Source organism: Flavobacterium sp. PLA-1-15, from assembly GCF_049060005.1.
In the GTDB taxonomy this organism is placed as follows: domain Bacteria; phylum Bacteroidota; class Bacteroidia; order Flavobacteriales; family Flavobacteriaceae; genus Flavobacterium.
Window position 1 is genome coordinate 1 of sequence record NZ_JBMGQS010000019.1, and the last position, 22,557, is coordinate 22,557.

General features: G+C 37.1%; 17 protein-coding genes and 1 tRNA gene. 15 read left to right on the forward strand and 3 right to left on the reverse strand.

What is annotated here, in order from left to right; all coding sequences use genetic code 11:
• The coding region (locus tag ACI6PS_RS11310; protein ID WP_421012679.1) for a DUF2723 domain-containing protein at positions 1–1,781 on the reverse strand (1,781 nt) is incomplete at its 3' end.
• Between the two features lie 150 nt (positions 1,782–1,931).
• On the opposite strand from ACI6PS_RS11310, the gene ACI6PS_RS11315 reads away from it, so the two are divergent.
• Positions 1,932–2,002 (forward strand) — tRNA-Gln (locus ACI6PS_RS11315).
• 59 nt (positions 2,003–2,061) lie between these two features.
• Here the strand turns inward: ACI6PS_RS11315 and ACI6PS_RS11320 are convergent.
• Positions 2,062–2,886 carry a universal stress protein gene (locus ACI6PS_RS11320; protein WP_421012680.1) on the reverse strand — a complete coding sequence of 275 codons (825 nt, stop codon included), beginning with the start codon at positions 2,884–2,886 and terminating at the stop codon, positions 2,062–2,064.
• A gap of 173 nt (positions 2,887–3,059) precedes the next feature.
• On the opposite strand from ACI6PS_RS11320, the gene rimP reads away from it, so the two are divergent.
• The 3 genes from rimP to infB are packed head-to-tail and all read left to right on the forward strand — an operon-like array spanning position 3,060 to position 7,696.
• On the forward strand, positions 3,060–3,524 hold the full coding sequence (gene rimP, locus ACI6PS_RS11325) for a ribosome assembly cofactor RimP (protein WP_421012681.1): 465 nt from the start codon (positions 3,060–3,062) through the stop codon (positions 3,522–3,524).
• Between the two features lie 2 nt (positions 3,525–3,526).
• Entirely contained in the window at positions 3,527–4,771 is a 1,245-nt protein-coding gene (gene nusA / locus ACI6PS_RS11330; protein ID WP_421012682.1) for a transcription termination factor NusA, read from the forward strand.
• 51 nt (positions 4,772–4,822) lie between these two features.
• The gene (infB, locus tag ACI6PS_RS11335; RefSeq protein WP_421012683.1) at positions 4,823–7,696 is read left to right on the forward strand and encodes a translation initiation factor IF-2; all 2,874 of its coding nucleotides are present in this window, start codon (positions 4,823–4,825) and stop codon (positions 7,694–7,696) included.
• Between the two features lie 50 nt (positions 7,697–7,746).
• Here the strand turns inward: infB and ACI6PS_RS11340 are convergent, their stop codons facing one another.
• Positions 7,747–8,136, reverse strand: coding sequence for an SPOR domain-containing protein (locus ACI6PS_RS11340; protein ID WP_421012684.1), 390 nt, complete (start codon positions 8,134–8,136; stop codon positions 7,747–7,749).
• 216 nt (positions 8,137–8,352) lie between these two features.
• Between ACI6PS_RS11340 and ACI6PS_RS11345 the strand changes: the two genes are divergently transcribed.
• From ACI6PS_RS11345 to queG, 11 genes are all read left to right on the forward strand, one after another.
• Positions 8,353–9,678, forward strand: coding sequence for a c-type cytochrome (locus ACI6PS_RS11345; protein WP_421012685.1), 1,326 nt, complete (start codon positions 8,353–8,355; stop codon positions 9,676–9,678).
• Positions 9,679–9,745: 67 nt separating this feature from the next.
• Positions 9,746–12,814 (forward strand): TAT-variant-translocated molybdopterin oxidoreductase, encoded by a 3,069-nt coding sequence (locus tag ACI6PS_RS11350; RefSeq protein ID WP_421012686.1) that lies wholly within the window; start codon positions 9,746–9,748, stop codon positions 12,812–12,814.
• A gap of 36 nt (positions 12,815–12,850) precedes the next feature.
• Positions 12,851–14,254: an NrfD/PsrC family molybdoenzyme membrane anchor subunit gene (nrfD, locus tag ACI6PS_RS11355; RefSeq protein WP_421012687.1), complete on the forward strand. Its 1,404-nt coding sequence runs from the start codon at positions 12,851–12,853 to the stop codon at positions 14,252–14,254.
• Positions 14,247–14,774 (forward strand): DUF3341 domain-containing protein, encoded by a 528-nt coding sequence (locus tag ACI6PS_RS11360; protein WP_421012688.1) that lies wholly within the window; start codon positions 14,247–14,249, stop codon positions 14,772–14,774. Before nrfD ends, ACI6PS_RS11360 begins: the two co-directional genes overlap by 8 nt.
• An 8-nt stretch (positions 14,775–14,782) precedes the next feature.
• Entirely contained in the window at positions 14,783–15,328 is a 546-nt protein-coding gene (locus ACI6PS_RS11365; protein ID WP_421012689.1) for a c-type cytochrome, read from the forward strand.
• A gap of 24 nt (positions 15,329–15,352) precedes the next feature.
• The gene (locus ACI6PS_RS11370; RefSeq protein ID WP_421012690.1) at positions 15,353–16,873 is read left to right on the forward strand and encodes a quinol:cytochrome C oxidoreductase; all 1,521 of its coding nucleotides are present in this window, start codon (positions 15,353–15,355) and stop codon (positions 16,871–16,873) included.
• Between the two features lie 18 nt (positions 16,874–16,891).
• A complete protein-coding gene (locus ACI6PS_RS11375) occupies positions 16,892–18,061 on the forward strand; it encodes a cytochrome c oxidase subunit II (protein WP_421012691.1) in 1,170 nt (389 codons plus the stop codon).
• Positions 18,062–18,101: 40 nt separating this feature from the next.
• A complete protein-coding gene (locus tag ACI6PS_RS11380; RefSeq protein WP_421012692.1) occupies positions 18,102–19,901 on the forward strand; it encodes a cytochrome c oxidase subunit I in 1,800 nt (599 codons plus the stop codon).
• A gap of 97 nt (positions 19,902–19,998) precedes the next feature.
• Positions 19,999–20,301: a GNAT family N-acetyltransferase gene (locus tag ACI6PS_RS11385; protein ID WP_421012693.1), complete on the forward strand. Its 303-nt coding sequence runs from the start codon at positions 19,999–20,001 to the stop codon at positions 20,299–20,301.
• A 38-nt stretch (positions 20,302–20,339) separates the two neighbouring features.
• Positions 20,340–21,362, forward strand: a complete 1,023-nt coding sequence (gene ruvB / locus ACI6PS_RS11390; protein ID WP_421012694.1) for a Holliday junction branch migration DNA helicase RuvB — start codon at positions 20,340–20,342, stop codon at positions 21,360–21,362.
• Positions 21,363–21,527: 165 nt separating this feature from the next.
• The gene (queG, locus tag ACI6PS_RS11395) at positions 21,528–22,451 is read left to right on the forward strand and encodes a tRNA epoxyqueuosine(34) reductase QueG (RefSeq protein ID WP_421012695.1); all 924 of its coding nucleotides are present in this window, start codon (positions 21,528–21,530) and stop codon (positions 22,449–22,451) included.
• The last annotated feature ends 106 nt before the right edge of the window (positions 22,452–22,557 follow it).

Below are 22,557 nucleotides of genomic sequence, written 5' to 3' on the forward strand. Positions count from 1 at the left end.
GGCTCAAAAGGTCTTTCATTAAGGTAAATTTTCAACGCTAATCCGGTAAATAAGAATAGAACAAGCAACACATAAAAGCTTTTCAAATCTTTATTTGCATGGTAAATCAATCCGATCACGCCAAGAATGAATGGCAAGAAGAAGTAGAAGTTTCGTCCTTTGTTGTTTAAAACATCCGAAGGAAGGTTTTCTTGGGAGCCTAATCTTGCTTCATCAATAAATTTAATACCGCTCATCCAGTTCCCGTCAAGGTTGTCGTATTTTCCTTGATTGTCGTTTTGTCTTCCGGCAAAATTCCACATCAAGTACCTCCAATACATATATCCGAATTGGTATTCAAACATAAATCCTAAATTATCGCTCATTGTTGGTTTTTCAATGATGAGGTATTCGCCATAGCTTTTTAGGAACTTATGGTAGCCATCGAGATCAATTTCTCTTTGATTGAATGCCTTTCTGAACTCAGCAATAATCTGAACCAGTTCTTTTTCGTGTGCATATTCCGGATTGATTCTGAATTCAACCGGCTTTGTAAACGTCATATAGTTGGTGGCATGATCTACGCTCCACATTCTAGGAAGATAGCCTTTTTGCTTGTCGTCGCTGTTTTGCTCAGCATTTTTATAATTGTTTACGATGACATATTTTCCAGTCTTGTAATCTCTTTCATAGTTAGGAGCCTTGTCCAAATAAGGTGTGTCTGGATCCAACCCAGCATAAGTATCTGTAAATTGAGGTCCGTAGAACAAAGGATTTACACCGTATTGTTCTCTATTATAATAAGCCAAAACTTCACGTGCATCTGATGGTCTATTTTCGTTAATTACCGTATTGGCATTCGCACGGATAGGCAACATCATCCAAGTAGAGAAACCAATAAGAATAAACAGGATACTTAATATTAAAGTGTTGATTTGTACATATCCTTTAGTTCTAGTGTACTTTAAACCAAAATAAAAGAAAGCAACTAGTAATAATGCCACGAAAATGGTTCCAGAATCAAATGGTAATCCGATGCTGTTTACCATAAAAACTTCTGTTTTACCAAACAATGCCATTGTCAATGGTAATAATAATTTGAAGATAAATAGCAACACCGATACCACAACGATGTTGGCAATGATGAAGTTTTTTACGGTAATTTTGTTGTAATGCTTAAAGTAGTATAAAAATCCGATGGATGGAATGGTCAGCAAAGCCATGAAGTGGACTCCAAACGACAATCCAATTACAAGTGATATTATAAGCAACCATCTGTTTCCTCTTGGTGTAAACATGTCTTGTTCCCAACGTAATCCAAGCCAGAACAAAACAGCAATAAATAGAGATGCCATCGAATAAACTTCGGCCTCAACTGCATTAAACCAAAAGCTATCGGAGAAAGTGTAAGCCAAAGAACCTACAAATGCACTTCCTAATATTACAACTGCATTGCTGTTATCGACTTCAGAAAATTGTGAAATCAGCTTTTTTAATAAAATGGTCATCGACCAAAACATAAATAAAATGGTAAAAGCACTCGAAAAAACCGACATCATATTTACCATCAAAGCTACCTGAGAAGGTTCCAATGCAAACATTGCAAAGAAGGCTCCTATCATTTGATATAAAGGTGCACCAGGCGGATGTCCTACTTCTAATTTAGCGGAAGTTGCAATATATTCTCCACAGTCCCAAAAACTTAAAGTTGGTTCAACAGTTAGTGTATAGGTTGCTAATGCAATTGCAAAAGCAGTCCATCCTAAAATTGTGTTCCATTTTTTAAAGTTAAATGTCATCATATTTACGTAATGATTTGTTTTTATTTATCCGAATACAAAGAAAACCCTTTTTTGCTTAATGGAATGATAAAAAATATTTTTTAATTTTTTTTGTAAAAAAATTTGCGAGAACTGATTTTTGTTTTAAATTTGCACTCGCAATAAGCAAGCTGGTCTATGGTGTAATGGTAACACAACTGTTTTTGGTGCAGTCTTTCTAGGTTCGAGTCCTAGTAGACCAACAAAAAACCTCTCAAGAAATTGAGAGGTTTTTTTATGCAATAAACTTAAATTTTAGAGCTTAAATCTTGAAAGTAATCACAGGTCTTATTGCGTGGTTTACAATATCTTCACTGATACTTCCGTTGAAAAAATGTGCCAAACCTGTTCTTCCGTGTGTGCACATTCCGATTAAATCTGCGTCAACACTGTTAGAATAATTGATGATTCCTTTTTCGATATTAGCATCATTATAAATGTTTAATGAGTAATTGTTGATTGAGAAATTCTTTACAAAATCATTCATGATTCTCTCGGCCGTAATAGTTGTTTTGAAGCTGTTTGGTGTGTTGATCATTACCAAATTTAAATTTGCATTAAACAAATTAGCAAAATCAACTAGCTTTTGAAATGGTTTTTTAATCTCTCCAGAAAAATCAGAAGCAAATACAAAGTTTTCGGCTTTAAATTCGTTAATTTCATTTTTGATTACCAAAACAGGAATATCTGAAGCGCGAACTACTTTTTCTGTATTAGATCCGATAAACATTTCTTGGAAACCAGAAGAACCATGAGATCCCATTACGATTAAATCTACGCTGTGTTCTTTACTATAAGTGTAAATTCCTTCAAAAGCTTTTTCTATTCTGGCTTCGGCAGAAACAGTAAGTCCATCTAAGTAGCTTTCTTCTTTAAGGTCATCAAGCCTTTCGTTGGTTTTTCTTAAAAACAACATTACTTCAGGAATGTTTACGCCACTACTCACGGCATCGCTCATGTGGGTTGGCAAATCAAGAAGGTTTAATAGAAGTATTTCGCTATTGTTTTTTTTAGCAATTTGAGCAGCTACTTTAAGTGCGTATTCAGCGTGTTCAGAAAAGTCTGTGGGTACTAAAATTCGTTTCATAAAAAAGGAATAAAGGTTGGTATTTTAATTGTTTTCTTTTGATGTATTAAAGGTATGAATATTTTAAGATTAAACAATGATTTTTGATTTATAAAAAAATCACTATATTTGCACCGTTATTTACTAAAAATTGAATAATGAGGGAAGCAATGCTTCCCTCTTTTTATAAAATTATGACATTCAAAGAAAAAGTTAGCGATTTATTAAATGAGGGTTTAAAAGAAAAACCGTCTATCTTTCTAATTGATATGACCATTACGGATGCATTCAAAATTATCGTAACTTTAGATGGTGATAATGGAGTGCAATTGCAAGATTGCATTGATGTTAGCCGTTCAATAGAACATAATTTGGATAGAGAAGAACAGGATTTTTCTCTAGAAGTAGCTTCGGTTGGAGTGGGTTCGCCTTTGAAGATCGTTCGCCAATACAAAAAAAATATTGGACGGATGTTGATTGTAAAGTTGGCCGAATCAACAATTGAAGCAGAATTGGTAGACGCTAATGATGAATTCATCACATTGGCATGGGAAGCGAGAGAACCTAAAAAATTAGGAAAAGGTAAGGAAACTGTTCAGAAAAGACAGGAAATTCCATACACAGATATAAAAGAAGCAATTGTTACAGTAATATTTTAATTATGGAAAATTTAGCATTAATCGATTCATTTTCAGAGTTTAAAGATGACAAGCTCATTGATCGTGTAACGCTTATGGCAATCTTGGAAGATGTATTTAGAAATGCATTGAAAAAGAAATTTGGTTCTGATGATAATTTTGACATCATCATCAATCCTGATAAAGGAGATATGGAAATCTGGCAGAGAAGAGTGATTGTGGCGGATGATGACCTGGATTTGGATCACCTAGAAATTACCTTAACGGAAGCTAGAAAAATTGAACCAGATTTTGAAATCGGAGAAGAGGTTTCAGAAGAAGTAAAACTAATTGATTTAGGAAGAAGAGCTATTTTGGCCTTGCGTCAAAACCTTATTTCTAAAATCCACGAACACGATAATACAAATCTTTACAAGCAATTTAAAGATTTAATTGGTGAAATTTATACTGCAGAAGTGCACCACGTTCGTCCAAGAGTTGTAATTTTGGTGGATGATGAAGGAAATGAGATTGTTCTTCCAAAAGAAAAACAAATCCCATCTGACTTTTTCCGTAAAGGAGATAATGTTAGAGGAATCATTGAAAACGTTGAATTGAAAGGAAACAAGCCTCAAATTATTATGTCTAGAACTTCTGAGAAGTTTTTAGAGAAATTGTTCGAGCAAGAAATTCCAGAGGTTTTCGACGGTTTGATTATGGTTAAGAATGTAGTGAGAATTCCAGGTGAAAAAGCAAAAGTAGCCGTAGATTCTTATGACGATAGAATTGATCCAGTTGGAGCTTGCGTAGGTATGAAAGGTTCGCGTATTCACGGAATTGTACGTGAATTAGGAAACGAAAATATCGACGTAATCAATTACACAACAAATGCTCAATTGTATATTACAAGAGCATTGAGTCCTGCAAAAGTATCTTCCATCAAAATCGATGAAGAAAACAAAAGAGCGGAAGTGTTTTTGAAATTAGAAGAAGTATCGAAAGCAATTGGTAGAGGAGGTCATAACATTAAATTGGCCGGTCAATTAACAGGATATGAGCTAGATGTAATCAGAGAAGGAAACATCGCGGAAGAAGAAGATGATGTTGAATTAACAGAATTCTCAGATGAAATTGAAGCTTGGGTTATTGAAGAATTTGCTAAAATTGGTTTGGATACGGCAAGAAGCATCTTAAAGCAAGATGTTAACGATTTAGTAAGAAGAACAGATCTTGAAGAGGAAACGATTCTTGATGTGATGAGAATATTAAATGAAGAGTTTAATGCCTAATTAACTCTTCTTACAACAACACAACAAAATAGGTAATAATAAAAAGTTTTTATGTCTGAAGAGAGAGTAATAAGAATAAACAAGGTTTTAAGGGAATTCAATATTTCGTTAGAAAGAGCCGTTGATTATCTGAAAGATAAGGGAATTGCCATTGATGCAAATCCAAACGCCAAAATTTCTGATGCGGAATATGGTATCCTGCAAAATCAATTTGCTGGCGATAAGGGGAAAAAGGAAGCTTCACTGGAAGTAAGTGAAGAGAAGAGAAAAGAAAAAGAAGCTTTGCGTATCGAAAGAGAAAAAGAAATCGAAGACAAACGCAAGCAGGACGAAGAACGTGCAAGACAACAAGAAGTAATCAAGGCGAAAGCTACGGTTTCTGGTCCTAAACAAGTGGGAACTATTGATCTGAATCCTAAAAAACCTGCAACAGCACCAGTTGCAAAAGCAGAAGAGCCAGTTGCTCCAGCAAAACCTGTTGAAACTCCTCCAGTACAAAAAGCACCTGAAGTTGTAGCTGAAAAACAAGTTCAGCAAGAAGCTCCCAAAGAGAAGCCTGTTGTAGCGGAACAAAAAGTAGAAAAAACAGAAAAAGTTGAACCGAAAGCAACTCCGGTTGCTAAGGAAGAAGCGACAAAAGCAGAACCTGCTGCAACGCCAGAACAACCAGCTGATGAGGCCATCACAACACAATATGTTCAATTATCAGGAACTACTTTTACAGGAAAAACAATTGATTTATCTCAATTCAATAAGCCTAAGAAGAAAAAAGAGGAGCCTAAAATTGTTCCAAACAAACCGGGTGCTCCAGGTGCCGCAGGCGCGAACAATAATAACAAGAATAAGAGAAAAAGAATTCCAGGAAAACCAGGAGCACCGGGTCAAACAGGTGGAACTGCAACGCCAGGAAATATTATCCGTCCAAATGCTCCAGGAGCAGGTGGAAACAATGCAAACAGAAGTGCTCGACCAGGTTTCGTAAAAGGAAATCGTCCGGCAATTGTGGCAAAAGTGGAGCCTACGGAAGAAGAAGTTAAAAATCAAATTCGTGAAACCCTTGAAAAACTTCAAGGTAAAGGCGGTAAATCAAAAGCGGCCAAATACAGAAGGGATAAAAGAGATACGCACCGTCAGAAATCGGATGATGAGCAAAGAGCCATCGAAGAAGGAAGCAAAACAATCAAAGTAACAGAATTCGTTACCGTTGGTGAAATCGCTACGATGATGGATGTGCCAATTACGAAAGTAATCGGAACTTGTATGTCACTTGGAATCATGGTTACCATGAACCAGCGTCTTGATGCTGAAACATTGTCTATCGTTGCTGATGAATTTGGATATGAAGTAGAATTTATCACTACTGATATTGAAGAAGCTCAAGAAATCATCGAAGATAGAGAAGAAGATCTAGTGTCTAGAGCGCCGATTGTAACGGTAATGGGTCACGTCGATCACGGTAAGACATCGCTTTTGGATTACATCCGTAAAGAGAATGTTATCGCTGGTGAATCGGGAGGTATCACGCAACACATCGGAGCTTATGCTGTGACTTTGGATAACGGTCAAAAAATTACATTCTTGGATACTCCAGGTCACGAAGCGTTTACCGCGATGCGTGCTCGTGGAGCTCAAGTTACCGATATTGCAATCATCGTTGCTGCTGCGGATGATGATATCATGCCTCAGACAAAAGAAGCAATTTCGCATGCACAAGCTGCGAATGTTCCAATGATTTTTGCAATCAATAAAGTGGATAAGCCAGCTGCGAATCCAGAGAAAATTAAAGAACAATTGGCGGGTATGAATTTACTTGTTGAAGATTGGGGCGGAAAATACCAATCACATGATATTTCTGCTAAAGTAGGAACAGGTGTGAAAGATCTTCTAGAGAAAGTTTTATTAGAAGCTGAAATCCTTGACTTGAAAGCAAACCCTACGAAACCAGCTGTTGGTACTGTTGTGGAAGCGCAATTGGATAAAGGTAGAGGTTATGTTACAACAATATTGGTTCAAGCAGGAACTTTAAAAGTAGGTGACTACGTTTTAGCAGGTAAAAACCACGGTAAGATTAAGGCAATGCACGATGAAAGAGGAAACTCAATCAAAGAAGCAGGTCCATCAACGCCAATTTCAATCCTTGGATTGGATGGAGCACCAACTGCGGGTGATAAATTCAACGTTTTTGAAGACGAAAGAGAAGCGAAACAAATTGCTGCAAAACGTACGCAATTAATCCGCGAGCAATCGGCAAGAACTAAGAAACACACGACACTTGCGGAACTTGGACGTAGAATTGCTCTTGGACAGTTTAAAGAATTGAACATCATCATCAAGGGTGATGTGGATGGTTCGGTTGAAGCATTGGCGGATTCGTTCTCTAAATTATCTACTGAGGAAATCGAAATCAAGATCATCCACAAAGGTGTTGGGGCTATAACAGAAACTGATGTCAACTTGGCTTCTGCTTCTGATGCGATCATCATCGGATTTAATGTTCGTCCTGCTGTAAATGCAAAAGCGTTGGCAGATAAAGAAGAAATCGATATTCGTAACTACTCAATCATCTATGATGCAATCGACGACTTGAAAGATGCAATGGAAGGAATGCTTTCTCCAGAAATGAAGGAAGAAATCACAGGAACGGCAGAAATTCGTGAGATTTTCAAAATCTCGAAAGTGGGTTCAATCGCAGGTTGTATGGTTACCGATGGAAAAATATTCCGTTCTTCTAGAATCCGTTTGATCAGAGCCGGAGTGGTTATCCATACTGGTGAATTGGTTGCCTTGAAACGTTTTAAAGACGATGTGAAGGAAGTTTCTAAAGGTTATGACTGTGGTATGCAAATCAAAGGATATAATGATATCGAGCAATATGATGTCATCGAAGCATTCCAGGAAGTGGCTGTGAAGAAAAAGCTTAAATAGTAAGTTTATATAAATAAAAAATCCCGATTTCGATCGGGATTTTTTTATGCCTATTTGTTAGGTTTTATCAGGAGAGCGTTTGGATACCTTTTTTGCAAAGCAATAAGGTTTCTTTCGGCTTCAATTTTGGTTTTAAAATTGCCTACCCATACTTTGTAGTAAGGAGTGTTGAAAATTAGGGTTGCGTCAAGATTCTTGAATTCCTTCTTGAATTCATTTAACGTTTTTTTGGAATTTTCGCTATCGCCATTAAAAATCTGAATTTTGTATCGATCATTTATAGTTATGGATGAATTTATGCGTCTTTTTTCACTTAATAAACTCTCAAATTTTGAATCTTGTGTTACTGTAATTTTCTCATTCTGAGCATTTGAATTTAATGAGAAAATGGTTGTAGAGAATAATGCAAAAGTGAAATAATTTAATCCGATTTTTTTCATAAAGTGGTGTATTTTAAACAAATGTAGTATATATACAATTAAACAGAAGAATAAAATTATTTAGAATAGATATAAATTAAGAATTAAGATATATTTAGGGTTTTGAGAATAGTTCATAAATCGTATTTTTGTGCAAATTATAAATGACCTATAAGGTTTTCTCTGTTTTTCAAACAGAAAAAATCATACCAAAATTAGTCGATAATCATTTAAAATATGAAAAAAGTGGGTAACCATAATTCGATTTCAAGAATTCTACTGTTTAGTTTAGCTTTAATGCTAACGATTTCCGTTAAATCATTTTCTCAAGACGCTCCTGCTGCTCCGGTTGCAGAAACTGCTGCTGCTCCAGCTGCGGCTGGTGATGCTGCTGCGGGAAAAGCATTGTTTAATTCAAACTGTGCTGCTTGTCACAAGCTTGATGCTAAAATGACGGGTCCTGCTTTGAGAGGTGTTGCTGATAAGTACGACAAAGCTTGGTTGCATAAATGGATTAAAGATAGCCAAGGCTTGATTAAATCTGGAGATGCAACGGCTAAGAAAATCTTTGAAGAAAACAATAAGTCGGTGATGACTTCTTTTCCTCAATTGTCAGATGCTGATATAGATAATATCTTGGCTTATACATCTGAAGTTGCTCCGGCTGTAGAAAAACCAGCGGGTGCTACTGCAACGGGTGGTTCATCAGATTCGGGAATCTCAAACAATATCATTCTAGGTGCTTTGGTGCTTGTGATGGCAATGTTGGTTGTAATGTTGTTCTTGGTTCGTAATGTTCTTAATAAGATTGCTAAATCAAATGGAATTGAAGTTGCTCAAAAAGAAGCTACAATGCCAATCTGGAAAGCATACGCTAAAAATCAATTCTTGGTATTGGTGACTGCAATCTTGTTGTTGTTGTCAAGTGCTTATTTTGTATATGGATTCTTTATGCAGGTAGGTATTGATCAGAATTATGCTCCAATCCAGCCAATCCACTATTCGCACAAAATTCACGCTGGTGATAACGGTATTGATTGCAAATACTGTCACTCATCTGCAAGAACAAGTAAAACTGCTGGAATTCCTTCTTTAAATGTTTGTATGAACTGTCATAAGAATATTTCTGAATTCCAAGGTGATAAAGATTCTACTTATGTTGAATACAGCAAAGAATTCTACACTGCTGAAATTCAAAAATTATATGACGCTGTAGGTTGGGATAAAAACACTCAAAAATATACAGGTAAAACGAAACCAGTGAAATGGGTTCGTATTCATAATCTTCCTGATTTTGCTTACTTCAACCACTCTCAGCACGTTTCTGTTGCAGGTCTTGAATGTCAAAAATGTCACGGTCCTGTTGAAACTTATGAAGTGATGAAGCAATTCGCTCCATTAACGATGGGATGGTGTGTTGACTGTCACCGTGAGACAGATGTGAAGATGGAAGGAAACGAATACTACACAAAAATTCACGAAGAACTTGCTAAAAAATATGGCAAAAACAAACTTACGGCTGCTGATATGGGTGGTTTAGAGTGTGGAAAATGTCACTATTAATATTGTTTAAAAAACAATAGTCAGAAACAAGTAAAGAAAATAATTAAGAAGCTAATATTTATATAAGATGTCATCAAACAAAAAATACTGGAAAAGTGTTGAGGAACTAAACGAAAATAGTTCTATTGTTGAGACGTTAAGAAATAACGAATTTGTTGAAGCTATTCCTACGGATGAATTTCTGGGAGACGAAGCTGCTTTATCTGCTTCATCAACAACTCGTCGTGATTTCTTAAAGTACGTAGGATTTAGTACTGCTGCAGCATCGCTTGTGGCTTGCGAAGGTCCGGTTATCAAGTCTATTCCTTATGTAGTTCAGCCAGAGCAAATCATTCCTGGAGTTGCAGATTATTATGCCACTACCATTTTTGATGGTTTTGATTTTGCTAATTTGTTAGTAAAAACAAGAGAAGGCCGTCCTATCAAAATTGAAAATAATACAGTAGTTGGAGCTAAATTTTCAGCAAATGCAAGAGTTCACGCGTCTATCCTGTCTTTGTATGACAGTATGCGTTTGAAGCAACCAAAAATTGCTGGTAAAACGGCAACTTGGAGCGAAGTGGATTCAAAAGTTAAAGCGAGTCTTGCTGATGCTAAAGCAAAAGGCGGACAAGTTGTTTTGTTGACCAATACGCTTGCAAGTCCATCTACAGAGAAATTGATCGGTGAATTTATTGCGGCTAATCCAACCGCTAAACACGTAGTGTATGACGCAGTTTCTTCATCAGAAGCTTTGGATGCTTTCGAAATGGTTTATGGAGAAAGAGCTTTGGTTGATTATGATTTCTCAAAAGCGGGAACAATCGTTTCTGTTGGAGCTGATTTCTTAGGAGATTGGCAAGGTGGAAGTTATGATTCAGGTTATGCAAAAGGTAGAGTGCCTAAAAACGGTGTGATGTCTAAGCATATCCAAATCGAATCAAATATGACTTTGTCTGGTGCTGCGGCTGATAAGCGTATTCCTATGACTACGGCTTTTCAAAAACAAGCATTGGTGAAAATATACAATATCGTAACAGGTGCTTCTGTTTCTGTAAATCTTGGAAAATTTGATGCTGAAGTTACTAAAGCAGCTCAACAATTAAAAGCAGCTGGTTCTAAAGGAGTTTTAGTTTCTGGAATCGAAGACAAAAATGCTCAATTATTGGTTTTTGCAATCAATAGTGCATTGTCTAGCGAGGCTTTTACAACTTCAGGAACAAGACAAATTAGAAAAGGATCAAGTGCAAAAGTTGCTCAGTTGGTAAATGATATGAAAGCTGGAAGTGTTCATACATTGATCATGAGTGGTGTTAATCCTGCTTATTCTTTACCAAATGCTAAAGAATTTACAGATGCTTTGAAAAAAGTAAAGCTTTCTGTGACAGTTTCCTTGAAGGAAGACGAAACGGCTTTGGTTTCTAATATCGCACTTGGAACGACTCATTACTTGGAAGATTGGAATGATGTTTCTCTTACAAAAGGAACTTATTCATTGACGCAACCAACGATTCGTCCTTTATTTGCTGAAACTAAACAATTTCAAGATATCTTATTGTCTTGGACTGGTAATACAGCTTCTTATTATGATTATTTAAAAGCTAATGCGGCTTCTTACCTAGTGGGTACTACTTGGAACAAAGTGGTTCATGATGGTGTTTTTGTTGGAGCGGTTTCTGCTTCTGTTGGAGGGGCGGCTGATTATGCTGGTGCTGCAAATGCATTGGCTCAATCAAAAAATGTTGCTGGTTTAGAGTTGGTACTTTATACTAAAACAGGAATGGGAGACGGACAACAGGCAAACAATCCTTGGTTGCAAGAGTTTCCAGATCCAATCACAAGAGTTTCCTGGGATAACTATGTTACTGTTTCAAGAGCAGATGCTGAGAATTTGAAACTTGAAAACTATAATGTTGCAAATGGCGGACTTAACGGAAGCTATGTGAACTTGGTAGTTGATGGTACAACATTAGAAAAAGTGCCTGTAATCATCCAACCAGGGCAAGCTGTAGGAACTTTAGGCTTGTCATTAGGATACGGTAAAAAGGCGGCTTTAAAACAAGAAATGCAAGTAGGTGTTAATGCTTACACATTATATAAGAACTTTACTAATATCCAATCTGTTAAGGTGGAAAAAGTTGCTGGAGATCACGAGTTTGCTTGTGTTCAGTTGCAAAAAACATTAATGGGTCGTGGAGATATTCTTAAAGAAACTACTTTAGAAGTTTTCAATACAAAAGAAGCAAAAGACTGGAATATTGCACCAATGGTTTCATTGGATCATAACCCGGTTAAGGCTAAAGATGTAGATTTGTGGACTTCTTTTGATCGTTCAATAGGTCATCACTTTAACTTGTCTATCGACTTGAATGCTTGTACTGGTTGTGGAGCTTGCGTTATCGCTTGTCACGCTGAAAACAACGTTCCGGTTGTAGGTAAGACAGAGGTTAGAAGAAGCCGTGATATGCATTGGTTGCGTATCGACAGATATTACTCTTCAGAAGATACTTTCTCTGGAGATAATAAAAAGAAAGAAGAATTTGACGGGCTATTTGGTGATAAAGGTTCTTTAGGTGGATTTGGAGAGATGGAACATCCTTCAGATAATCCTCAAATTGCTTTCCAACCGGTAATGTGTCAGCACTGTAACCACGCTCCTTGTGAAACGGTTTGTCCAGTTGCCGCAACTTCTCACGGTCGTCAAGGTCAAAACCACATGGCATACAACAGATGTGTTGGTACTCGTTATTGTGCAAACAACTGTCCTTATAAAGTACGTCGTTTCAACTGGTTCTTGTACAACAAAAACAGTGAATTCGATTACCACATGAACGATGATTTAGGTCGTATGGTATTGAATCCAGATGTAAACGTTCGTTCAAGAGGGGTTATGGAAAAATGTTCTTTCTGTATCCAATCTACTCAAGCTGTAATCCTTAAGGCTAAACGCGAAGGAAGACCAGTTGCAAAAGGAGAATTCCATAATGCTGTTGCTTGTTCTGCAGCTTGTTCTTCAGGAGCTATGGTATTTGGAGATGTGAATGATAAAGAAGATGCTATCGTTGCATTGAAAGAAGACGATAGAATGTACCATTTATTGGAGCACGTTGGAACAAAACCTAATGTATTCTACCAAGTAAAAGTTAGAAATACATAGTAAAAAATAATTAATTAAGTAACATATAAAAGGATTATGTCGTCTCACTACGAAGCACCCATTAGAAAACCCTTAGTTATTGGTGATAAATCTTATCACGATATAACAGTAGATGTCGCTGCACCTGTTGAAGGAAGAGCCAATAAACAATGGTGGACAGTATTTACTATTGCATTAGTCGCCTTTTTATGGGGATTAGGCTGTATTATCTACACAATATCTACAGGAATCGGAACATGGGGATTAAATAAAACAATTGGTTGGGCATGGGATATCACTAACTTCGTTTGGTGGGTTGGTATCGGTCACGCTGGAACCTTGATTTCTGCGGTATTATTGTTATTCCGTCAGAAATGGAGAATGGCCATTAACCGTTCTGCGGAAGCGATGACCATCTTCTCTGTAGTTCAGGCAGGTTTATTCCCTATCATCCACATGGGACGTCCATGGTTAGCATACTGGGTTTTACCTATACCAAACCAATTCGGTTCATTATGGGTAAACTTTAACTCGCCACTTCTTTGGGACGTATTCGCAATCTCTACTTACCTTTCGGTTTCATTGGTTTTCTGGTGGACAGGTTTGCTTCCAGATTTTGCAATGCTTAGAGATAGAGCAATCACACCTTTTACAAAAAGAGTTTATTCAATATTAAGTTTCGGTTGGAGCGGTAGAGCAAAAGACTGGCAACGTTTCGAAGAAGTATCTTTGGTTCTTGCAGGTTTGGCAACTCCACTTGTACTTTCTGTACACACGATCGTATCTTTTGACTTCGCTACTTCTGTTATTCCAGGATGGCATACTACAATATTCCCTCCATACTTCGTTGCTGGAGCGGTATTCTCAGGATTTGCGATGGTAAATACCTTGCTTATCATTATGAGAAAAGTTTCAAACCTTGAAGCTTACATTACAATCCAACACATCGAATTGATGAATATCGTAATCATGATTACGGGATCTATCGTAGGTGTTGCATATATCACAGAGTTATTCGTAGCTTGGTATTCTGGAGTAGAGTATGAGCAATACGCTTTCTTGAACAGAGCAACAGGACCTTACGCTTGGGCATATTGGGCGATGATGACCTGTAACGTGTTCTCTCCTCAGTTCATGTGGTCTAAAAAATTAAGAACAAGTATCATGTTCTCTTTCGTAATCTCGATTGTGGTAAACATCGGTATGTGGTTTGAGCGTTTCGTAATTATCGTTACTTCTCTACACAGAGATTACCTTCCATCTTCTTGGACAATGTTCTCACCAACATTTGTAGATATCGGAATATTCATCGGAACAATTGGTTTCTTCTTCGTATTGTTCTTGCTTTATGCTCGTTCGTTCCCAGTAATTGCACAAGCAGAGGTTAAGACAATCTTGAAATCATCTGGAGAAAATTATAAAAAATTAAGAGAAGCAAATAAAGATTCACACCATGAGTAGTAATAAAGTTATATACGCTATTTACAATGATGATGATGTTTTGATGGATGCCGTAAAGAAAACACGTGCAGCACATCACCACATTGAAGAAGTTTTCACGCCATTCCCTGTTCACGGATTGGATAAAGCGATGGGAATAGCACCAACCCGATTAGCAATATGTGCTTTTATATACGGATTGTGTGGTTTGTCTTTCGCTACTTGGATGATGAATTATATTATGATTTCTGACTGGCCACAAGATATTGGTGGAAAACCAAGTTTCAGTTATATCGAAAACATGCCTGCATTCGTTCCGGTAATGTTTGAGATGACAGTATTTTTCGCAGCCCACTTAATGGTTATTACTTTCTATATGAGAAGTAGATTATGGCCATTCAAACAAGCAGAAAATCCTGATGTTAGAACTACAGACGACCATTTCTTGATGGAAGTTGCTGTAAACAATAACGAAGAAGAATTGGTTTCTTTTTTCCAGAATACAGGTGCAGTTGAAGTTAAAGTAATCGAAAAGCATTAATAGTAGATATGAAAAGCTTAAATAAAATAGTGATTTTATTAGGATTATCAGCACTGATAACTTCTTGTCACGATAAGAATAGTCCTAATTACCAATACTTTCCTAATATGTATGAGTCGGTAAGTTATGAAACTTACTCAGAATCTGCAGCTTTTGGAAATGGAAAAGAAGGACAATTGGTTCCAGAAGGAGCAATTAAAAGAGGATTTGTACCTTACGAATATCCAAATACAACTGAAGGTTATGAATTGGCTAAGGCTAATTTAAAGTCTCCTTTGGATTCTATTGCTAAAGGTTCTGATAAAGGTGCTCAACTGTATGGTGTTTACTGTGCAATTTGCCACGGAGAAAAAGGTGATGGAAAAGGAAATTTATCTAAAAGAGAAAAATTCCTAGGAGTTCCTAGCTATAAAGACAGAGTAATTACAGAAGGAAGTGTTTTCCACGTTGAAACTTACGGTTTGAATGCAATGGGATCTCACGCTAACCAATTGTCTCCGGATGAGCGTTGGATGGTAGCTTCTTATGTAATGAAGTTGAAAAGCGAATTATAATTGTATAACACTGATATATAAGATATGTACACATTTTCTAGCAAATTAAAAACGCTTGCAATCGTCCTAATGCTTTTAGGAGCTATTGGTATTGTAATTGGTTTTTTAAATGCACCAAAAGATATTGCAGAAGTAGAAAAAATCCTTGCTGCTGATAGCCACGGTCATGGTAATGCTCACGGTGATCATGCAACAGCAGATCATGCAGAAGCAAAACACGATGCACATGCTTCAGAGGCTGAAACTCATAAGGCAGAAGCTCATCATGAAGTTACAGATACTGTTGCTAAACTTAGCGATACTGTAGCGCATACTGATGAAGCGCATGATGCTACTCATGTAGCTACAGCTGTTGCTGAGCATCACCATGCAACTGACCATAAAGCAAAAGCTACTGAGCATGTAGATGCTAATGCAGAACATGAAAAGCATTTACATCACGTATTGCACCAATTGCAAAACAAACCTTGGTCAGCTTTATACGTTGCTTGTATTTTTGTGATGTTGATTTCATTAGGAGCTTTGGCTTTCTATGCAATCCAGCAAGTAGCTCAAGCAGGTTGGTCTCCAGTATTGTTCAGAGTAATGCAAGGTATTACATCTTATTTACCAGTTGGATCTGTGATTTTCTTTATTATTTTGGTTTTGACAGGTATGCATTTCAATCATTTGTTTGTTTGGATGAAAGAAGGTGTTGATGTTGTTGGACATGAAAATTATGACAAACTTATCGCTGGAAAAACAGGATATCTAAACGTACCATTTTGGTTGATCAGAGCTGCAATTTTCTTGATTGGATGGAATTTGTACCAATATTATTCAAGAAAAAACTGTCTTGCTCAAGACGAAGCTAACGATAATACTTTCTATAAAAAGAACTTCAAAATGTCTGCGGCATTCTTGGTATTCTTTATTGTAACTGAGTCTATCATGTCTTGGGATTGGATCATGTCGGTTGACCCTCACTGGTTCAGTACATTATTCGGATGGTATGTTTTTGCAAGTTTCTTCGTAAGTGGAATCACTGTAATTGCATTGGTAACGTTGTACCTTAAATCAAAAGGATATTTAGAATTTGTAAATACAAGCCACATTCACGATTTAGCTAAATTTATGTTCGGAATTAGTGTTTTCTGGACATACTTATGGTTCTCTCAATTTATGTTGATTTGGTATTCTAACATTCCTGAGGAGGTTACTTATTTTATTACAAGAATTGAAGATTACAACTTGCCTTTCTTCGGAATGGTAGTAATGAACTTTGTTTTCCCAATCTTGATTTTGATCAATACAGATTTCAAACGTCTTACTTGGATCATCGTTATGGCTGGAACTGTAATCTTACTTGGTCACTATGTAGATTTTTATAATATGATTATGCCTGCAACAGTTGGCGATCAATGGTTCATAGGAATTCCTGAAATTGGGTCTTTACTTTTCTTTGTTGGGTTATTTATATTTGTTGTCTTTTCAGCACTTACAAAATCTCCACTATTGGCAAAAAGAAATCCATTTATTGAGGAAAGTAAGCATTTTCATTATTAATATTTAAAGTAAAAACAGATGACAAGTTTGTTGGTAATTATAGTTTTAGTTTTATTAGCTATTGCTCTTTGGCAGTTGACTAAAATATTCGATCTGACGCAAGTTGGCCAAGGTGCAAACAATGATCAGATTGCTAATGATAAGGATAATAATGTTCAGGGATATTTAATGTTTGGCTTTTTGGCCTTCCTATACATATTCACAATCTATGGTCTTTTCAAATGGGGACACTTGGTTTTGGACAATCCTGCTTCTGAGCACGGTATAGATGTGGACAGATTGATGAACATTACTTGGGTTTTGATTTTTACTGTTCAAGCCATTACACAAGTATTGTTGCATTATTTTGCTTTCAAATACAGAGGAAACAAAGATAAAAAAGCATTGTACTTTGCAGATAACGATAGATTGGAGTTCATCTGGTCTGTTATTCCCGCTGTTGTATTGGCTGGTTTGATCCTTTACGGATTGTATGCTTGGACAAACATCATGTTTGTTGATGAAAAAGAAGAAGAAGTAATTGTTATTGAGCTTTATGCAAAACAATTTGCTTGGGAAGCTAGATATTCTGGTGAAGACAATGTGCTTGGAAAAGCAAACGTAAGATACATTGAAGGTGTAAATACTTTAGGTGTTGATTTGGCTGATCCAAATGCACAGGATGATAAAGTAGTTACTGAGCTTCATATTCCAAAAGGTAAAAAAGTGTTGTTCAAAATGAGATCTCAGGATGTATTGCACTCTGCTTATATGCCTCACTTTAGAGCACAGATGAACTGTGTTCCTGGAATGGTAACGCAATTCGCTTTTACTCCTACTCAAACAACTGAGGAGTATAGAAACAGCAAAAAAATGACCGAAAAAGTGGCTAACATTAACAAAGAACGTGCTAAAAGAAGTGCAGTTTTAGTTGCTAATGGCGAATCTCCACTAGATCCTTATACATTTGATTATTTGTTGCTTTGTAATAAAATTTGTGGAGCTTCTCACTATAACATGCAAATGAAAATTGTAGTGGATACTCCAGAAGATTATAAAAAATGGTTAAGTGAAAAACCAACATTGGTAGAAGCAGTTTTAGCTGAAAAAGCTTCAAAAGAAGAACCACAAGGTCCATCTGCACCAATTAAAAAAGATACTACTTCAGTAGCGGTTGATACTGCAAAAGTTGTTGTAGCAGTTAAGTAATTAATAAGTATATTTTTAAATAAAATTTAAATTATAATATATGTCAGATCACGGACACGATCACCACGAGCACGATCACGAACACGAACACCACCACAAGGATACTTTCATTACTAAATACATCTTTAGTATTGATCATAAAATGATTGCCAAACAATACTTGATTACAGGTATCATCATGGGAATTATTGGTGTGGGTATGTCCCTGCTTTTCAGAATGCAGCTTGCTTGGCCTGAGGAATCATTTGGAGTTTTTAAATTTTTCTTGGGTGAAAACTATGCTCCAGGAGGAGTAATGAAGAACGATACGTATCTTTCTTTGGTTACGATTCACGGAACCATCATGGTATTCTTTGTACTTACTGCTGGTTTGAGTGGTACTTTTAGTAACTTACTTATCCCGCTTCAAATTGGAGCACGTGATATGGCGTCAGGTTTTATGAACATGATATCCTATTGGTTGTTTTTCCTTTCAAGTGTAATCATGGTTGCTTCATTATTCGTTGAATCTGGACCGGCATCTTCTGGTTGGACAATTTATCCTCCGCTTTCAGCATTGCCACAGGCAATTCCAGGTTCTGGTACAGGTATGACATTATGGTTGGTTTCTATGGCTATATTCATCGCTTCGTCTTTGATGGGTTCATTGAACTACGTTGTAACGGTTATCAACTTGAGAACAAAAGGAATGTCTATGACCAGACTTCCACTTACAATTTGGGCATTTTTCGTAACCGCTATCATTGGTATCGTATCGTTCCCAGTACTTCTATCTGCCGCTTTATTGCTTATCATGGACAGAAGTTTCGGAACATCATTCTTCTTGTCTGATATTTATATTGCAGGGGAAGTATTGCATTACCAAGGTGGTTCACCAGTATTGTTCGAGCACTTGTTCTGGTTCTTAGGACACCCTGAGGTTTACATCGTATTGTTGCCAGCATTGGGTATCACATCTGAAATTATCGCAACCAACTCACGTAAACCAATCTTTGGATACCGTGCGATGATTGCTTCTATATTGGCAATTGCATTCCTTTCAACAATTGTTTGGGGTCACCACATGTTTATCTCAGGTATGAATCCATTCCTAGGTTCTGTGTTTACCTTCACAACTTTATTGATCGCAATTCCTTCTGCTGTAAAAGCGTTTAACTATATTACAACTCTTTGGAAAGGTAACTTGCAGATGAATCCTGCAATGTTGTTCTCTATCGGATTGGTATCTACGTTTATCTCAGGTGGTCTTACAGGTATTATCCTTGGAGACAGTACGCTTGACATTAACGTTCACGATACGTACTTCGTAGTAGCTCACTTCCACTTAGTAATGGGTATTTCTGCTCTTTACGGAATGTTTGCCGGAATCTACCACTGGTTCCCAAGAATGTTCGGAAGAATGTTGAATAAGAACTTAGGATACGTTCACTTTTGGGTAACTGCTATCTGTGCTTACGGAGTTTTCTATCCAATGCACTTTATCGGTATGGCTGGTCTACCAAGAAGATATTATACTAATACGAACTTCCCAATATTTGACGATTTGCAAAACGTAAACGTATTGATTACTGTTTTTGCTTTGGTTGGTGGTGCTTTCCAATTGGTATTCATGTACAACTTCTTCAGTAGTATCTTCTACGGTAAGAAAGCAGAACAAAACCCATGGAAATCAAACACATTAGAATGGACAGCTCCAGTAGAACACATGCACGGAAACTGGCCTGGTGAAATTCCTGAAGTTCACAGATGGGCTTACGATTACAGCAAGCCTGGACATGATGTCGATTTCGTTCCTCAGAACGTTCCGATGAAAGAAGGCGAAGAAGTTTTAAATCACTAGAATTCTATATAAAATAAAAACCCTGCATTGCAGGGTTTTTTTATGGAAGCTATTCAACTATTATTGTTTACTTTTATAAGGATAAAAAATAAATATCATGGACAATTACGAATTGAAATTAAACGAAGACAAGAAGAGATTTGAAATAGAAGTAGAAGGACATATCGCTTTCATAGAATACATCCTCACAAACGACAATGTGATGTTCCTTACGCATACTGAAGTCCCAAAAGCACTGGGTGGAAAAGGAATAGGGAGCAGTATCGTAGAACAGGCTCTAAACTACATCAAAGAGCACAATTATACTTTGGCACCACTTTGTCCATTTGTTGCAAAATACCTTGTAAAGAATCCAAATTGGCAAACCATTTTGGCCAAAGGTTACAACGTAAGTAAATAATTGTATTCATAAAATACCCTAATGACTATCTTTGCCAGATGAATCAGAATTTAGACCCAACAAACAGCAACTACAATCCCGAAGAACTTGATCTCGAAAAAAGATTAAGACCATTGTCTTTTGATGATTTTGCAGGTCAGGATCAAATTTTGGACAACCTGAAAGTATTTGTTGAAGCTGCCAATTTGCGAAATGAAGCCTTGGACCATTCCCTTTTTCACGGACCTCCGGGATTGGGTAAGACGACCTTGGCCAATATTTTGGCAAACGAGCTTGGAGTTGGAATCAAGATAACTTCTGGACCCGTTTTGGACAAGCCGGGAGATTTGGCTGGTTTGCTAACGAATCTTGAAGAAAGAGACGTTCTGTTCATAGACGAGATCCATCGTTTGAGCCCAATCGTAGAGGAATATTTGTATTCCGCTATGGAAGATTTCAAGATTGATATCATGATTGAATCTGGCCCAAATGCAAGAACAGTACAAATCAATCTAAATCCCTTTACACTCGTTGGAGCCACAACACGTTCAGGATTATTGACCGCTCCGATGAGAGCCCGTTTCGGAATCCAAAGCCGACTTCAATATTACAATACCGAACTTTTAACCACAATCGTACAGCGAAGTTCCTCCATTTTAAAAATGCCAATAACAATGGAAGCTGCAATTGAAATTGCAGGAAGAAGCCGTGGAACACCTCGTATCGCAAATGCATTGTTAAGACGTGTTCGAGATTTCGCACAAATAAAAGGCAATGGAAAAATCGATATCGAAATAGCAAAGTTTTCCCTGAAAGCACTGAATGTAGATGCCCATGGTTTGGATGAAATGGACAATAAAATCCTTACAACGATCATCGATAAATTCAAAGGCGGGCCAGTAGGATTGTCTACTTTGGCAACAGCCGTTTCCGAAAGCAGCGAAACCATCGAAGAAGTTTACGAGCCCTTTCTGATCCAAGAAGGTTTCATAATGAGAACGCCAAGAGGAAGAGAAGTCACTGAAAAAGCCTATCAGCATCTAGGAAAAATCAGAGCGAATATTCAAGGAGGACTGTTCTAATTTAGAAGCTATTCCCGCTTTCCACTCCAAGTCCTCATTTGAAAAGTAATTTTTCCAAAGTCCATAAAAGGAGCTTCCGCTGGTCGCTCTTTTATGTCAGGAAAAATAAACTTTTCAAATTCCGGGCTTTCCGTTACAATCGGGGCTAAACCTAATCAAGACGTAATGAATTCCAAAGAGAAATATACTACTTTTATAAAATCCGAGGCCAAACGTCTCGGGTTTTTGGCTTGTGGTATCTCCAAGGCTGGATTTCTCGAACAAGAAGCACCTCGATTGGAAAATTGGTTGAAAAACAATATGAACGGACAAATGGCCTATATGGAAAATCATTTCGATAAGAGGCTTGATCCAACCCTCTTGGTCGACGATGCAAAGTCGGTTATATCACTTCTATTAAATTATTATCCAGCAGAAATTCAGAACCAAGAAGCCTACAAAATTTCCAAATATGCCTACGGGCAAGATTATCATTTTGTCATCAAGGAAAAACTAAAAGAACTTCTATTCTCAATCCAAAATGAAATTGGTGAAGTTTCAGGGCGTGCTTTTGTAGATTCGGCTCCGGTCTTAGATAAGGCTTGGGCAGCAAAAAGTGGTTTGGGCTGGATTGGAAAAAACAGTAACCTGCTTACCAAAAAGGTGGGTTCTTTTTATTTTGTTGCCGAATTGATTATTGATCTGGATTTGGAATACGACAAAGCCACAACGGATCATTGCGGTAGTTGCACAGCTTGTATAGATGCCTGTCCCACACAAGCCATTGTCGCGCCTTATGTTGTGGACGGCAGCAAATGCATCTCTTATTTCACTATAGAATTAAAGGAAAACATCCCACAGGAAATGAAAGGCAGTTTTGATGATTGGGCCTTCGGTTGTGACACCTGCCAAGATGTTTGCCCATGGAATAAATTCTCAAAACCACACAGCGAACCATTATTCGACCCTAAACCGGAACTGCTTTCGATGTCCAGGAAAGATTGGGACGAAATTACGGAGGAAACCTTTCGGGCAGTGTTTAAAAATTCTCCCATCAAGCGTACCAAGTTTGAAGGAATGAAGCGCAATATCGATTTCCTTAAACAATAAAATGTCATAATAATAGATTTTTAGAAGGAGATACAGCTTCTTAAACTTTTCTTAAAAATGGCATTACCTTGAAATTCCATAAAACCAGACCAGCTTCTTCTACGTA

Excerpts from the sequence above, each read along its gene's own strand:
- ACI6PS_RS11320 (WP_421012680.1), bottom strand. The coding sequence starts at position 2,886 with ATGAAACGAATTTTAGTACCCACAGACTTTTCTGAACACGCTGAATAC.
- rimP (WP_421012681.1), top strand. The coding sequence starts at position 3,060 with ATGACATTCAAAGAAAAAGTTAGCGATTTATTAAATGAGGGTTTAAAA.
- nusA (WP_421012682.1), top strand. The coding sequence starts at position 3,527 with ATGGAAAATTTAGCATTAATCGATTCATTTTCAGAGTTTAAAGATGAC.
- infB (WP_421012683.1), top strand. The coding sequence starts at position 4,823 with ATGTCTGAAGAGAGAGTAATAAGAATAAACAAGGTTTTAAGGGAATTC.
- ACI6PS_RS11340 (WP_421012684.1), bottom strand. The coding sequence starts at position 8,136 with ATGAAAAAAATCGGATTAAATTATTTCACTTTTGCATTATTCTCTACA.
- ACI6PS_RS11345 (WP_421012685.1), top strand. The coding sequence starts at position 8,353 with ATGAAAAAAGTGGGTAACCATAATTCGATTTCAAGAATTCTACTGTTT.
- ACI6PS_RS11350 (WP_421012686.1), top strand. The coding sequence starts at position 9,746 with ATGTCATCAAACAAAAAATACTGGAAAAGTGTTGAGGAACTAAACGAA.
- nrfD (WP_421012687.1), top strand. The coding sequence starts at position 12,851 with ATGTCGTCTCACTACGAAGCACCCATTAGAAAACCCTTAGTTATTGGT.
- ACI6PS_RS11360 (WP_421012688.1), top strand. The coding sequence starts at position 14,247 with ATGAGTAGTAATAAAGTTATATACGCTATTTACAATGATGATGATGTT.
- ACI6PS_RS11365 (WP_421012689.1), top strand. The coding sequence starts at position 14,783 with ATGAAAAGCTTAAATAAAATAGTGATTTTATTAGGATTATCAGCACTG.
- ACI6PS_RS11370 (WP_421012690.1), top strand. The coding sequence starts at position 15,353 with ATGTACACATTTTCTAGCAAATTAAAAACGCTTGCAATCGTCCTAATG.
- ACI6PS_RS11375 (WP_421012691.1), top strand. The coding sequence starts at position 16,892 with ATGACAAGTTTGTTGGTAATTATAGTTTTAGTTTTATTAGCTATTGCT.
- ACI6PS_RS11380 (WP_421012692.1), top strand. The coding sequence starts at position 18,102 with ATGTCAGATCACGGACACGATCACCACGAGCACGATCACGAACACGAA.
- ACI6PS_RS11385 (WP_421012693.1), top strand. The coding sequence starts at position 19,999 with ATGGACAATTACGAATTGAAATTAAACGAAGACAAGAAGAGATTTGAA.
- ruvB (WP_421012694.1), top strand. The coding sequence starts at position 20,340 with ATGAATCAGAATTTAGACCCAACAAACAGCAACTACAATCCCGAAGAA.
- queG (WP_421012695.1), top strand. The coding sequence starts at position 21,528 with ATGAATTCCAAAGAGAAATATACTACTTTTATAAAATCCGAGGCCAAA.